We start from the raw sequence: 13,944 nt of genomic DNA, 5'->3' as shown, positions 1-13,944 counted from the left end.
AGGCGACGCGATTCAGCTTGGTAGTCGTGCACTGACCAGGCAGAGGCTGCGATGTTGACGAAGCAGGATGAGGGTCTGAAAGGTTTTCATGGCTTCAACCCTAACCAGTGGGGTTAAAGATGGCAAGCCTTGCGAAAAAATTGAGATAAATGCTTAAAAAACGATAATTGTCGAGATTTTATGGCGCTTCATGAATGAAAAGACCGCGCCAGTTGCGCGGTCTTTTTTAATAGCGCAACTCAGCCCTCAGGGCTGGAAGGCACCGATGAAAATGGCCGGATCGACCCGCGCATCATTGAGGCTGACGTTCCAGTGCATGTGCGGGCCTGTGGCACGGCCGGTCGAACCTACCCGGCCAACCACGGCGCCGCGGCTAAGCTGCTGGCCGGGTTTTACGTCGATCTTCGACATGTGGCAGAACATGCTGATAAAGCCCTGGCCATGGTCGACGAACACCGTGTTGCCATTGAAGAAGTAGTTGCCGACAAGGATGACCTTGCCGTTGGCCGGGGTCTTGATTGGCGTGCCGGCGGGTACCGCAAAATCCAGGCCTGCGTGCGGATTGCGTTCTTCGCCATTGAAGAAACGGCGCACGCCGAACTTGCTCGACAGCGGGCCGCTGACCGGCTTGTCGAGGATCAGGTTGCTCGGCAGGTTGGGACTGAAGCTGCGGTAGGCCTTGATCTGCTCGGCAAGCTCGGCATCGATGCGCTTGAGGTCGGCCGGGTCGGGGTTGACCTGGCGCTTGTTCTTCAGGGTGATGCGCTGCTCCGGGTACTTTTTGCTGCCGACGGTAAAGTTCAGGGTGCGCGTGCCCTCGGTGAGCTGTGCGGTACCGGGCTTTTGCGTCAGCGGCAGGCCAACGATGGCCAGCCAGCGGTCCTGCTCCTTGACCACCAGCACCGGCTTGCCATCAAAGCGCGCGCTCGGTGCCGCGGCGGCCGGGCCAAGGTCGATGACCGCCACACCGCCGGGCACCGGCTTGTTCAGTTGGCGGGTGATGTAGCTGGCCTGGGCACTGCTGGCGAACATCAGGCACAGCAGCAACAGCGGGGCAAACAGACGGGGCATGATTCAATCCAGTAAAGAAAGCGTGACCGGAGTCAGGTGATTGTCTTCGACCCGTACCTGCAGTTCGCCTTCGCCCAGGCGGGCAGTCAGGCGTTGGCCGTTGTGGGTCTGGGCGGCATTGCGGATGGCCTGGCCGCGCTCGTCGAGGAGGATGCTGTAGCCACGGCCCAGGGTCGCCAGGGGGCTGACCACGTGCAGGGTCTGGACCTGGGCTTGCAGGCGCTGGCGGCGGTCCTTGAGCGTGTCGCGCATGGCCCGCGGCAGGCGTTCGGCGAGGCTGTCCAGGCGTTGCTTGAGCAGGGCCAGGGTGCGTCCGGGGTGTTGCGCGGCCAAGCGCGTGTCCAGGCGCGCGAGGCGTTCGCGGCGCTGGTTCAGACGCTGCTCGAAGGCGCGGCGCAGGCGCATGTCCAGATCGTCCAGGCGCTGGGCCTGTTGGCGCAGGCGTTCGCCCGGGTGGCGCAGGCGCCGGGTCAGGCTGTCCAGGCGCAGGCGGTCGTGCATCAGGCGGCTTTGAATGCGCAGCAACAGGCGGCGCTTGAGGCTGTCGATACGCCGTTGCAGGTCGCTGCTGTCCGGGGCCAGCAGCTCGGCGGCGGCAGACGGCGTCGGGGCGCGCACGTCAGCGACGAAGTCACTGATCGAGACATCGGTTTCATGGCCGACGGCGCTGACGATCGGCGTCTTGCAGGCGGCGATGGCGCGGGCCACGGCTTCTTCGTTGAAGCACCAGAGGTCTTCCAGCGAGCCGCCGCCCCGGGCCAGGATCAGCGCGTCGAAGCCGCGGCTGTCGGCCAGTTGCAGGGCGCGGACGATCTGCTTGATGGCTTCGCGGCCTTGTACGGCGGTGGGGATCAGGGTCAGCTCGACCTGCGGTGCTCGGCGGCGGAACACGCTGATGATGTCGCGAATCACCGCGCCGGTGGGCGAGCTGACGATGCCGATGCGCTGCGGGTGAGCGGGCAGGGCGAGCTTGGCTTCAGTACTGAACAGGCCTTCTGCGCCGAGCTTTTCCTTCAGCGCTTCGAAGGCCAGGCGCAGGGCACCGTCGCCGGCCGGCTCGACGGTGTCGAGGATCAATTGATAGTCGCCACGGCCCTCGAACAGCGAGACCTTGCCGCGCACCTTGACCGCCAGGCCATCGCGCAGGGCCTGGCGGACCCGCGCGGCGTTCTGGCGGAACAGCGCGCAGCGCACCTGGGCGCCGCTGTCCTTGAGGGTGAAGTAGACATGGCCGGAGGCCGGGCGGGCGAGGTTGGAGATCTCGCCTTCGACCCAGACATTGCGGAACACGTCTTCCAGCAGCACCCGGGCGCGGCCGTTGAGTTGGCTGACGGTCAGGACTTCGCGGTCCAGGCCGAGTCTTTCGAAGGGGTCTTTGATCATGGGCTGCATCATAAAGGATTGTGGAGCCGGGGTGGCAGTGGCTCGGCGGTGTCTTCATCGCTGGCAAGGCCAGCTCCCACAGGAGCTGTGTATTCCGGCCCATTGTTGCCGGCGATGGGCTGCGCAGCAGCCCCCATATGCAGGATGAACTGCTCAACCAAAGCCCCGGCATCGCGCCGATAGGCCAGCGCCACCGTACTGCGGCAACCCTCATCGGCCAGGGCAATGAAGCGCAGCGAAGCCGGGGCAATCTCCTCCATGCATTGCGGCAACAACGCCACCCCAAAACCTGCCTGGATCAACTGCAGCTGAGTGGTCTTGCGCGACACCACGCGCGCCGATTGCGGAAAGAACCCTGCACCCATGCACAATTCGGCAGACAGGTAGCTCAGGCCGCCACGCTGGCGATGGGGGATGGAGATAAAAGGCTCGTCACGCAGCTGCGCCAGGCAAACGCTGCTTTCTTCAGCCAATGGATGACCCTCGGCGACCGCCAGCAACAGGGGTTCTTCGAACAATGGCCGGACACAAAGCCCTTCATGCTGACGCAGCACCGGCAAGCGCAGCAGGCCGAGCTCCAGGCGACCCGCGGTCAGTTCTTCAAGCTGCGCCTCGGACGACTGCTGGGCGATTTCCATGGATACGCCCGGGTTGTCATTCAGATAGCCGCTGAGGCGCGCCAGCAATTGGCCGGTCAGCGGCACCGTGCTGGAATGACTGAGGCGCAGGCTGCCACGCACGCCCTGGCCAACCTCACGGGCCAGGCGTTCGGCTTTTTCCAGGTCCACCAGCAAGGTCCGCGCTCGCGGCAAAAATGCCTGGCCCGCTGCGGTAAGTCGCGGCTGGCGTGCAGTGCGCTCGAACAGCAGGGTGTCGAGGTGTGACTCCAGCTCCTTGACCTGCCGGCTCAGGGCCGACTGGGCGATGAACAGGCGTTCGGCGGCCGCACTGAAGCTGCCGCTTTCGGCAATTTCGACGAAGTAACGCAACTGACGGGTGGAAATCATCGGTGCTATGCCGTTTCAAGATGGCTAATAAGGTAATTGCATATTAGTCGGCATGGCTTGCTGCTGACTAAAGTTTCCCTACATCCACTGGTGAAGACCGCCATGTTCTCGACCCTGCTTGCCCAATTGCCTTTTACCACCCTCGACTGGCTGCCGATCCTGCTGGGCATCGGCGCCGCCTATATCGTCTTCGGCATCGCCGGCTTCGGCACCGCACTGGTGGCCGGCCCCGTGCTGATCAACTTCATGCCGCTGTCGCGGATCATCCCCTTGCTGGTGTTGCTGGATTTTGTCGCCGCCTTCGGCAACTGGCTGCCTGCGCGCAAAGCGGTGGCGCGCCCGGAGCTGATGCGCCTGCTGCCGTGCATGGCGCTGGGTTGTACCCTGGGCGTGGTGTTTTTGCTCAACCTCAAGTCCGACCTGTTGCTGTTGTTGATGGGGTTGTTTATCAGCGCTTATGCCCTGTACAGCCTGGCGGTGAAGGTCAAGCCGGCGCAGCTGTCGGCTGCCTGGTCGGTGCCGATGGGAACGGTGGGCGGCCTGTTCGGTGCCTTGTTCGGCAGCGGCGGCTTTCTATATGCCCTCTACCTCAATGCCCGCCTGCCCTCCAAGGAGCAGGCGCGGGCCACCCAGAGCGCGTTGATCAGCTGCAGCACCGTGGTGCGCCTGAGCCTGTTCCTGATCGCCGGCGTGTATGCCGACCTGCCGCTGTTGCTGCTGGCGCTGTGCTTGTTGCCGATGATGGCCGTCGGGCTGTACCTGGGCCGGCGCCTGACCCTGAACATGTCACGCGACACCTTCGTACGCCTGGTCACCTGGTTGGTGCTGGCCAGCGGCATTGCCCTGATCGGCCGCTACCTGAGTGAGGTAAACTGGCACCTTTGAACCTGTTTGGCCGCTGTCATGACGACCCAGAGCATTATTGTCCCGAAGATTTCCACCGTCCCCGTGCATGAGCCCCGTGCCCGGGCAATCCTGCGCTGGCTGGTGCGCGAGAAGGTCATCGAGGAGCAACTGAGCACCTGTGGCAGCACCGGCAACCGCATGGCCTATGCCATCGCCGAAGGCGCGCGCAAGGTGGTCGAACGGCCGGAACTGCTGCCGTACGACCTGCCGGTCAATGGCCTTGAGGTCATTACCAAGCGCTGTATCTATACCCCGACCGAGGGCTTTCTTGAAGAAGCCGGCTGCGCTGAATGCCGCAAGGAAGTCGGCGTGGCGCTATTCGAAAGCCTGGAGGACTGGATGCCCGGGCGCACAGAAAACTTCGTTTGCCCGTTGTGCGGCCATGAAGATGACATCAACGGTTTTCTGTTCCTCCAGCCCTGCGCGTTTTCCAACCTCGGCTTCATCTTCAATAACTGGAGTGCGGCGGGGTTCACGCAGGCTTTTCTGGATAACTTCGCCGATTGGCTGGACCAACCGGTGGCCGTCGTGCAGGTAACCCGCGAAGGTAACTGACCGAAGGCCCATCTTGGCATTGAGCGAAGGGCACGGGATGAGTATAATGGCGCGCTTCCATTTTTCCCGCCCGGGAGCCCCCGCGATGCTGCGTATCAGCCAAGAAGCCCTGACCTTCGACGACATTCTCCTAGTGCCTGGTTATTCAGAGGTGCTACCCAATGAAGTCAGTCTCAAGACCCGTTTGACCCGTGGCATCGAGCTGAACATTCCGTTGGTTTCCGCCGCCATGGATACCGTGACCGAAGCCCGTCTGGCCATTGCCATGGCCCAGGAAGGCGGCATCGGCATCATCCACAAGAACATGACCATCGAGCAGCAAGCTGCCGAAGTGCGCAAGGTCAAGAAGTTCGAGGCTGGCGTGGTCAAGGACCCGATCACCATCGAGGCTGACGCCACGGTACGTGACCTGTTCGAGCTGACCCGCCTGCACAACATCTCCGGTGTACCGGTGCTCCACGATGGCGACCTGGTCGGTATCGTCACCTCCCGCGATGTGCGCTTCGAAAACCGTCTGGATGCCACCGTACGTGAAGTGATGACGCCCAAAGAGCGTCTGGTCACTGTCAGCGAAGGCGCCGACAAGAACGAAGCCCGCGAGCTGCTGCACAAGCACCGCATCGAGCGCGTGCTGATCGTCGACGAAAAATTCGCCCTCAAGGGTATGATGACCGTCAACGACATCGAAAAAGCCAAGGCCTACCCGCTGGCCAGCAAGGACGACCAGGGTCGCCTGCGTGTCGGTGCTGCGGTCGGTACCGGCAAAGACACCGGTGACCGCGTTGCGGCGCTGGTTGCCGCGGGCGTTGACGTGGTGGTGGTCGACACTGCTCACGGTCACTCCAAGGGCGTGATCGATCGCGTTCGCTGGGTCAAAGAGCACTTCCCGCAGGTTCAGGTCATCGGCGGCAACATCGCCACCGGCGCTGCCGCCAAGGCCCTGGCCGAAGCCGGCGCTGACGCGGTCAAGGTCGGTATCGGCCCAGGCTCGATCTGCACCACCCGTATCGTCGCCGGTGTCGGTGTGCCGCAGATCAGCGCCATCGCCAACGTCGCCGCCGCCCTCGAAGGCACGGGCATCCCGCTGATCGCCGACGGCGGCATCCGCTTCTCCGGTGACCTGTCCAAGGCCATCGTTGCTGGTGCTTCTGCGGTGATGATGGGTTCGATGTTCGCCGGTACCGAAGAGGCCCCGGGCGAGATCGAGCTGTTCCAGGGTCGTTCCTACAAGGCTTACCGCGGCATGGGCTCGCTGGGCGCCATGTCCCAGGCCCAGGGTTCTTCGGACCGTTACTTCCAGGACTCCTCGGCCGGTGCCGAGAAGCTGGTACCGGAAGGTATCGAAGGCCGCGTGCCGTACAAGGGCACCCTGACCGCGATCATCCACCAGCTGATGGGCGGCCTGCGTTCCTCGATGGGTTACACCGGCAGCGCCAACATCGAAGAGATGCGCACCAAGCCTGAATTCGTGCGCATCACCGGTGCCGGCATGGCCGAGTCCCACGTGCATGACGTTCAAATCACCAAAGAAGCGCCAAACTACCGCGTAGGTTGATGCTTCAGGCAACACTTGCTAGCGGGGCTGTTATCGACAGCCCCGCGTCGTTTCCGATTTCCACTGACGAGATTGAGTCATGGCCCTCGACATTCACGCTCACCGCATCCTGATCCTCGACTTCGGTTCCCAGTACACCCAGCTGATCGCCCGCCGTGTGCGCGAAATCGGCGTGTATTGCGAACTGCACCCGTTCGACATGGACGATGAAGCGATTCGCGAATTCGCCCCGCGCGGCATCATCCTCGCCGGCGGTCCCGAGTCCGTGCACGAAGCCGACAGCCCGCGCGCGCCACAGGCCGTCTGGGACCTGGGCGTACCGGTATTCGGTATCTGCTACGGCATGCAGACCATGGCCGAACAGCTGGGCGGCAAGGTTGAAGGCTCCGAGCTGCGTGAGTTCGGTTACGCCCGCGTCGACGTAGTCGGCAAGAGCCGCCTGCTCGACGGCATCGAAGACCACGTCGATGCCGACGGCGTCCTCGGCCTGGACGTGTGGATGAGCCACGGTGACAAGGTCACCCGCATCCCGGAAGAATTCCATATCCTGGCCAGCACCCCGAGCTGCCCGATCGCCGGCATGGCCGACGACACCCGCGGCTACTACGGCGTGCAGTTCCACCCGGAAGTGACCCACACCAAGCAGGGCGGTCGCATCCTCTCGCGCTTCATCCTCGACATCTGCGGCTGCGAAGCGCTGTGGACCCCGTCGCACATCGCTGAAGACGCCATCGCCCAGATTCGCGCCCAGGTTGGCAGCGACAACGTCCTGCTCGGCCTGTCCGGCGGCGTTGACTCCTCGGTAGTAGCTGCGCTGCTGCACAAGGCCATCGGCGACCAGCTGACCTGCGTGTTCGTCGACAACGGCCTGCTGCGCCTGCACGAAGGCGAGCAAGTGATGGCCATGTTCGCCGAGAACATGGGCGTCAAGGTAATCCGCGCCAATGCCGAAGAGCAGTTCCTGAGCAACCTGGCCGGCGAAGCTGACCCTGAGAAGAAGCGCAAGATCATCGGTCGCACCTTCATCGACGTATTCGATGCCGAGTCCACCAAGCTGCACAACATCAAGTACCTGGCCCAGGGCACCATCTACCCGGACGTGATCGAGTCGGCTGGCGCCAAGAGCGGCAAGGCCCACGTGATCAAGTCGCACCACAACGTTGGTGGCCTGCCGGAAGAGATGAACCTCAAGCTGGTCGAGCCGCTGCGTGAGCTGTTCAAGGATGAGGTTCGTCGTCTTGGCCTGGAGCTGGGCCTGCCGTACGACATGGTCTACCGTCACCCGTTCCCGGGCCCGGGCCTGGGTGTGCGCATCTTGGGTGAAGTGAAGAAGGAATACGCCGACCTGCTGCGTCGCGCCGACCACATCTTCATCGAAGAACTGCGCAAGGCCGACTGGTACCACAAGGTCAGCCAGGCCTTCGTGGTGTTCCAGCCGGTGAAATCGGTGGGCGTGGTTGGTGACGGCCGTCGTTACGCCTGGGTCGTGGCCCTGCGTGCGGTAGAGACCATCGACTTCATGACCGCGCGTTGGGCACACCTGCCTTACGAGCTGCTGGAAACCGTCAGCGGCCGGATCATCAACGAGATCGAAGGCATCTCCCGCGTCACCTACGACGTGTCGAGCAAGCCGCCAGCGACCATCGAGTGGGAATGATCCCGCCGGTTGCTTGAGAAAGCGCCATGTCCCCTCGGGGCATGGCGCTTTTTTTGTCGCGATAACTATCTAATGCCGCGGTTCAACGCTGTCTCGCACAGTGGGTCTCCCTTGTACCGGAGGCTAGCGTCATGAATGAAACACCGTTGTCCGTGTTATTGCACAACGACCTGTCAGCCATTGCCCTGCGGGTTGTGCAAGCCTTTCCCGATCTGCACAACGAGGCTCGTGAGGCTGCAAATAGCTTGCTGCGCACCGAGGGTAACCTGATCGCAGATCCGGATCGCATCTACTGGCACCGTTTCTCTGGAGCGGCCAGTAGCAGCAGAACCTTTACAGGTTGGGAGCATTACGGCACGCCCGTTCAATCCATGACCCTGACTGAGCTGGTGATGCGCCGCTTTCGCGTCAGTGATCAGGACAACGCCGATCTACTGCTCCTGTACGGCGGTTTCTACACCGAGGGACCCGGAGCACGACGGTTCGATGAAACCAACGAAGTACGCCTGGATCCACAGAAGGTGCTCAATGCCCTGTGGCAACTGGACTTCGGCGCGGCTTTCCTGCGACGCAGGACGGCATTCTGGAGCGATCACGGCGCTGACGTTCGCACACTGAGCAAGCTCAACTACCTGTCCGAAGCCCTGCAGGCGGGCTTGAGCGGGCAACTGAACGAACAGCAGTTGCAACTGGTGTTCGATGCCGTCGGTTTCGACAGCAGTGTCATGCCGCAATTGCGGCATTTTGACCAGGCGAAGCCGCCCGCCGCCGGGATTCATATCGCGACACTGAGCCTGGCCGGGCAGCTGTCAACTGATGTGATCTGGTTGCAGGGGGCGGGCGGTCAGCATGTGCTCTATTTGCCCGGTGCGACGCCGTCCTTTCAAGGGTTCAGCCGCCAGCAAGAGGTGGCCGGGTGGTTGTTCGGCTGGCTGCAGGCGCCTGCCAGCAGCGAACAGCTGTTGGTGCATTTCTCCGGTGATCCGCAGCAAAGGCAGCGCGATCAATTCGACAGTTGGGCGAAGGGTAGCCTCCAGGCATTTGCCCGCCAGGTTCAGCGTGCGCCGATCACAGGGGAGGTTTTCACCTGGATGCGCGACAACGCCAAGCGGCACATGGAGGCTGAAACCGATGCCGCCTTGCGCACCAATGCCGAGCTGCGTGCGCAGTTGTGGGTGGGCTACCTGGGCGTGGCCTCGCGCCTGCTCGGTGCCGTGGCGCCTGCCGGCTGGCCGTTGGCACTGCTGGCGGTGGCTGTAGGTACTGCGAGCCTTGCATTGAACGTCGAGCAGGCGGTCGATGGCGACAACCCCGAAGAACGTCGGGCGGGCTTGCTCGGGGCCATCCTTGCCGGGGTCGACCTGCTGCTCAACCTGCCGTTTCTGTTGCCGCTGGGGCGTGGTGCGGCGCAAGAGCTGGGTCAGCTTGAAGGCAATGAGATCATCGATGAACCAGCAGCTACCAGCGGCCTTGTGCAAGGTGTCAGTACTTTGGCTGATGGTGCCCAGTACATCGAGCTCAAGGGCGTACCCTACCGGGTTCGCTATGACCAGGCCTTGCGTACCTGGTTGATTGTTCCTGAAGACAATCCGTTTGCCTTCAATGGCGTAATACCCGTGCGCCTGGACGAGCAGGGGCAGTGGATCGTGCTCGAGTCCGCCTGTTTGCGCGGGGGCGGCCAGTGCCTGGGAGGGCTGACGCCCGAGCCGGCGGCCGCAATGGTGGATTATTCGCCCTTCGAGGCTGTACCAGGGCGCTATGAAGTCCCCGAACCGGCCCGGCCTGCGGTGCTGGAACTGGTCAGTGCAAGTAATCGGCGGGCGATCGGCGGTGATTACTACGACCCGGAGTCGCCGCTGATGGAAGTGCGCGATAGCCTGGAGCAGATTCGGCAGCAATTGCGCACCGATGCCGAGACTTTCTTCACCCGGATAACCCTGCCCAGGTTCAGGATTCACCCGCCAGCGGCCTCGATCAGCCCGCAGCGGGCATTCATCGAATTGTTCGACGAGCACGCCGGCGTGGTCATTGGCGAATCGCACGACTCGATCGCCAGCAAGCGTTGGCTGCTGGAAAACCTCACGCCGATGTATGCCAAAGGCGTACGCACGCTTTATCTCGAGCACCTGATGACGGATCTGCACCAAGCGGACCTGGACCTGTTCCATCGCAGCGGGCGCATGAGTGCGCAATTGCGGCGCTATCTGGAGCGGCTGGATGTCGGGCAGCGCACCGATACCACCGGGCGGTACAGCTTCCTGGAACTGGTTAGAAAAGCCCGGGCCAACGATATCAGGGTACAGGCTGTGGATTGTGTCGCGAGCTATCAACTGGAGGGCCTTGAGGTCGAGCACCCGGGCAATCCGTTACGGCAGAAGGTCATGAACTACTATGCCAGCCGAATTGTTTCCGCCGGGCAAGCCGAGACTGGCGCAGGCAAATGGGTGGCCTTGGTCGGCAACACCCACAGCAATTTTTACAAGCGCGTGCCGGGTCTGGCGGAGCTGCAAGGGGTGCCGGGCTTGCGTCTGGTCGATGCCGGGCCGGGACAGGCGACCGGTATCACCCTGGATGCAGGTGAATACTATTTGCCGAGCATGGGCAACCCCGACGGTATCGTACAGGGGGACTTGCGCCTGGCACTGCAGACGCAGGATCAGCCCGTTGCGTTTCGTGACGCCATTACTGCCCCGCCAGGCGTGATAAGGCCTGGAAGCTAGGCCCTGCGGCAACTCTTCACTTAATCTTTCTCAATTGCAGGTGTATCGTATTCGCCCTTCATCGCCGGTCCCTTGGCGCTTTTCAGCCCGGTACCGGCATGTTGTTCCTGGCATTACGAGGTACCTGCTGCATGTCCTTTACCCGGCGACAAATACTCGGTGGCCTGACCGGCCTGGTGGCGATTGGCCTGGGCGCCGGTGGCGCGTCCCGGTACTGGCTGGGGCGTACCGATCCGAACGCCGGGCATGACTACGAACTGATCGCCGCGCCGCTGGATGTCGAGCTGGTCTCCGGATTCAAGACCGAGGCCTGGGCCTTCGGCCCGTCGGCGCCGGGCACCGAGCTGCGGGTGCGCCAGGGCGAATGGCTGCGGGTACGCTTCATCAACCACCTGCCGGTGGCCACCACCATTCACTGGCATGGCATCCGTCTGCCGCTGGAGATGGACGGCGTACCCTATGTCTCGCAGCTGCCGGTGTTGCCGGGGGAGTACTTCGACTACAAGTTCCGCGTGCCGGATGCCGGCAGCTACTGGTACCACCCGCACGTCAACAGTTCCGAAGAGCTCGGCCGCGGCCTGGTCGGTCCGCTGATCGTCGAGGAACGTGAACCCACCGGCTTCAAGCACGAGCGCACCCTGAGCCTGAAGAACTGGCATGTGGACGAGCAGGGCACTTACCTGCCCTTCAGCATCCCGCGCGAGGCTGCCCGAGGTGGCACCGCTGGCCGGCTGATCACCATCAATGGCCAGGCCAATGCCGTGGTCGACATGCCTGCCGGGCAGATCGTGCGGGTGCGCCTGCTCAACCTCGACAACACCCTGACCTACCGTATCAACCTCAAAGGCAACTTCGAGGCCCGGGTTTATGCGCTGGACGGCAATCCCATCACTCCGCGCCCGCTGGGCAAGGACTACTGGTTGGGCCCGGGCATGCGTATCTGCCTGGCGATCAAGATGCCGCCGGCCGGTGAAGAGTTGTCGCTGCGCGATGGCCCGGTGCGCCTGGGCACCCTGCGTTCGGTGGCCAGCAGCGAAGCTCCGGGCGACTGGCCACCGGCGCTGCCGGCCAACCCGATTGCCGAACCGGACCTGGCCAACGCCGAGAAGCTCAACTTCAATTTCGAGTGGGTCGGTTCGGTCTCGGTCAACACCGACAACGGCAAGCCACCGAGTCTCTGGCAGATCAACGGCAAGGCCTGGGACATCACCGACAAGACCTGCGCCGACCGGCCGATCGCCACGCTGCAAAAGGGCAAGAGCTACATCTTTGAGCTGAAGAACATGACCCAGTATCAGCACCCGATTCACCTGCACGGCATGAGTTTCAAGGTGATCGGCTCGAACAAGCGCAAGGTCGAGCCCTATTTCACCGACACCTACCTGCTGGGCAAGAACGAGCGCGCGCGGGTGGCGCTGGTGGCCGATAACCCGGGGACCTGGATGTTCCACTGCCACGTGATCGACCATATGGAAACCGGCCTGATGGCCGCGATCGAGGTGGCGTGATGCGCCAACCGCAAATCATCGATCGCAGCCGCGATCAGGAATTCATGCGCCTGGCGCTTGAGCTGGCGGCGCAAGGCGCGGCCATGGGCGAAGTGCCGGTCGGCGCGGTGCTGGTCCAGCATGGCCAGGTGATTGGCCGTGGCTTCAACTGTCCGATCAGCGGCAGCGATCCCAGCGCCCATGCCGAGATGGTCGCCATCCGTGCCGCCGCCCAGGCAGCGAGCAACTACCGGCTGCCGGGCAGTACCCTGTACGTGACGCTGGAGCCGTGCAGCATGTGCGCCGGGCTGATCGTTCATTCGCGGATCAACCGGGTGGTGTACGGCGCGCTGGAGCCCAAGGCGGGCGTGGTGCAGAGCCAGGGGCAGTTCTTTAGCCAGGGCTTTCTGAATCACCGGGTGCTATTCGAGGGGGGCGTGCTGGCAGAGGAGTGCGGGACGATTCTGTCCGAGTTCTTCAAGGCGCGGCGGGCGAAGGCCTGAGCCCATCGCCGGCAACGCCGGCTTGTGTCTTGAGGAAGGAATAGAATCAGAAGTGAGAGCGGTGAATGGCAAGCTGTACGCCGGTAGTGCTTAAAGCACGTGTGGGAGCAAAGCTGCCATTCACCTCTCCACTCTGGCCCGAGCCCGAACAGTTGATTGAGCGCCTCTCGAATCACAAGCGTGGGCCAAGCCAGAGCGCTCTCACAACTGAGTGTAAGAGGGTTCAGCCATGTTGTCTTCTGTTGGAATCGACACTGCCAAAGCCACTTTGGAAATCTGCATCAAACCTCAGAAAATCCGCTTCGAAGTGGCCAACAACTCCGCAGGCTTCGAGGCGTTGCTTGAGCGTCTGAAGGACTTCAATATCAGCCGAGTGCTGATCGAAGCGACAGGCGGCTACGAGAAAGATGTGTTGATCGCCCTGGCCTCAGCAGGACTGGAAACCATCTGCATCAACCCAGCCCGTGCCCGGAAATTCGCCGATGCCATGGGTAAAAAAGCCAAAACCGACAAGATCGACGCCGAAGTCCTTGCGGACTTCGCTGCACACCTCAGCGTTCCTCAAAGCCAACCGATCAGCCCGGAACGCGAAGAGCTGCGCGAGTTGGTGAAGCAGCGCGCCCAATTTGTGCAGAGCCGTGATGACGACAAGCGGCGTCGCCAGCAATGTCGCTCGGCAACAGTGATGGCCCACTTCGATGAGCATATAGAGCAGCTGAAAGTGCTGATCAAACGCCTCGACGAAGAAATTGATCAGGCGATGGTGCAACTGGACGATACCAGGGCGCGTCAGTTATTGGCAGTGACCGGAATCGGTCGAGTAACCGCCGCAAATCTGCTCGCCTCACTGCCTGAACTGGGGCAGTTGGACCGCCGTCAGATCGCTGCTCTGGTGGGCGTAGCGCCTTACAACAACGATAGTGGTAGCCATCGAGGGCACCGCCAGATATGGGGTGGTCGGGCCCATGTAAGGCGAGTGCTGTACATGTCGAGCTGGATCATCATCCGTCACAACACAGAATTTAAAGCACGCTACGAAGCACTTCGGGCACGTGGCAAGTGCGCCAAGGTGGCACTCGTAGCTTGCATACGGGTGCTGA

General features: G+C 62.5%; 10 protein-coding genes and 1 pseudogene. 8 read left to right on the top strand and 3 right to left on the bottom strand.

Features of this window, described 5'->3' with window-relative positions:
* Window positions 1-246: 246 nt before the first annotated feature.
* The 3 genes and pseudogenes from CCOS864_RS22860 to CCOS864_RS22850 form a co-directional block, all read right to left on the bottom strand.
* Complete coding sequence (locus CCOS864_RS22860) at window positions 247-1,071, bottom strand: peptidoglycan DD-metalloendopeptidase family protein (protein WP_115088531.1); 825 nt, start codon at window positions 1,069-1,071, stop codon at window positions 247-249.
* Between the two features lie 3 nt (window positions 1,072-1,074).
* Window positions 1,075-2,454, bottom strand: a complete 1,380-nt coding sequence (gene xseA / locus CCOS864_RS22855) for an exodeoxyribonuclease VII large subunit (RefSeq protein ID WP_115088530.1) — start codon at window positions 2,452-2,454, stop codon at window positions 1,075-1,077.
* A 134-nt stretch (window positions 2,455-2,588) separates the two neighbouring features.
* Window positions 2,589-3,461, bottom strand: a pseudogene (locus CCOS864_RS22850) (LysR family transcriptional regulator); the annotation flags it as partial.
* 102 nt (window positions 3,462-3,563) lie between these two features.
* Here CCOS864_RS22850 and CCOS864_RS22845 point away from each other — a divergent pair.
* The 8 genes from CCOS864_RS22845 to CCOS864_RS22810 form a co-directional block, all read left to right on the top strand.
* Window positions 3,564-4,346: a sulfite exporter TauE/SafE family protein gene (locus tag CCOS864_RS22845; protein WP_115088529.1), complete on the top strand. Its 783-nt coding sequence runs from the start codon at window positions 3,564-3,566 to the stop codon at window positions 4,344-4,346.
* 18 nt (window positions 4,347-4,364) lie between these two features.
* Entirely contained in the window at window positions 4,365-4,922 is a 558-nt protein-coding gene (locus CCOS864_RS22840; protein WP_115088528.1) for a sugar ABC transporter ATPase, read from the top strand.
* Between the two features lie 85 nt (window positions 4,923-5,007).
* Window positions 5,008-6,477, top strand: coding sequence for an IMP dehydrogenase (gene guaB / locus CCOS864_RS22835; RefSeq protein ID WP_115088527.1), 1,470 nt, complete (start codon window positions 5,008-5,010; stop codon window positions 6,475-6,477).
* Between the two features lie 79 nt (window positions 6,478-6,556).
* Window positions 6,557-8,134: a glutamine-hydrolyzing GMP synthase gene (gene guaA / locus CCOS864_RS22830; protein WP_115088526.1), complete on the top strand. Its 1,578-nt coding sequence runs from the start codon at window positions 6,557-6,559 to the stop codon at window positions 8,132-8,134.
* Window positions 8,135-8,265: 131 nt separating this feature from the next.
* Entirely contained in the window at window positions 8,266-10,854 is a 2,589-nt protein-coding gene (locus CCOS864_RS22825; RefSeq protein ID WP_115088525.1) for a membrane-targeted effector domain-containing toxin, read from the top strand.
* A gap of 131 nt (window positions 10,855-10,985) precedes the next feature.
* Entirely contained in the window at window positions 10,986-12,362 is a 1,377-nt protein-coding gene (locus CCOS864_RS22820; protein ID WP_115088524.1) for a multicopper oxidase family protein, read from the top strand.
* Window positions 12,362-12,844: a tRNA adenosine(34) deaminase TadA gene (gene tadA / locus CCOS864_RS22815; protein WP_115088523.1), complete on the top strand. Its 483-nt coding sequence runs from the start codon at window positions 12,362-12,364 to the stop codon at window positions 12,842-12,844. The genes CCOS864_RS22820 and tadA overlap by 1 nt, the downstream gene beginning before the upstream one ends.
* Before the next feature lie 229 nt (window positions 12,845-13,073).
* On the top strand, window positions 13,074-13,944 hold an 871-nt coding region (locus tag CCOS864_RS22810), incomplete at its 3' end, for an IS110 family transposase (protein ID WP_148708572.1).

This window comes from Pseudomonas wadenswilerensis, from assembly GCF_900497695.1.
Lineage (GTDB): Bacteria > Pseudomonadota > Gammaproteobacteria > Pseudomonadales > Pseudomonadaceae > Aquipseudomonas > Aquipseudomonas wadenswilerensis.
This window is presented reverse-complemented; position numbering and strand designations above follow the sequence as displayed.

Bases quoted from the DNA above. Each gene is read 5' to 3' on its own strand.
- CCOS864_RS22840 (WP_115088528.1), top strand. From the start codon at position 4,365: ATGACGACCCAGAGCATTATTGTCCCGAAGATTTCCACCGTCCCCGTG.
- guaA (WP_115088526.1), top strand. From the start codon at position 6,557: ATGGCCCTCGACATTCACGCTCACCGCATCCTGATCCTCGACTTCGGT.
- guaB (WP_115088527.1), top strand. From the start codon at position 5,008: ATGCTGCGTATCAGCCAAGAAGCCCTGACCTTCGACGACATTCTCCTA.
- xseA (WP_115088530.1), bottom strand. From the start codon at position 2,454: ATGATCAAAGACCCCTTCGAAAGACTCGGCCTGGACCGCGAAGTCCTG.
- CCOS864_RS22825 (WP_115088525.1), top strand. From the start codon at position 8,266: ATGAATGAAACACCGTTGTCCGTGTTATTGCACAACGACCTGTCAGCC.
- CCOS864_RS22845 (WP_115088529.1), top strand. From the start codon at position 3,564: ATGTTCTCGACCCTGCTTGCCCAATTGCCTTTTACCACCCTCGACTGG.
- CCOS864_RS22860 (WP_115088531.1), bottom strand. From the start codon at position 1,071: ATGCCCCGTCTGTTTGCCCCGCTGTTGCTGCTGTGCCTGATGTTCGCC.
- CCOS864_RS22820 (WP_115088524.1), top strand. From the start codon at position 10,986: ATGTCCTTTACCCGGCGACAAATACTCGGTGGCCTGACCGGCCTGGTG.
- tadA (WP_115088523.1), top strand. From the start codon at position 12,362: ATGCGCCAACCGCAAATCATCGATCGCAGCCGCGATCAGGAATTCATG.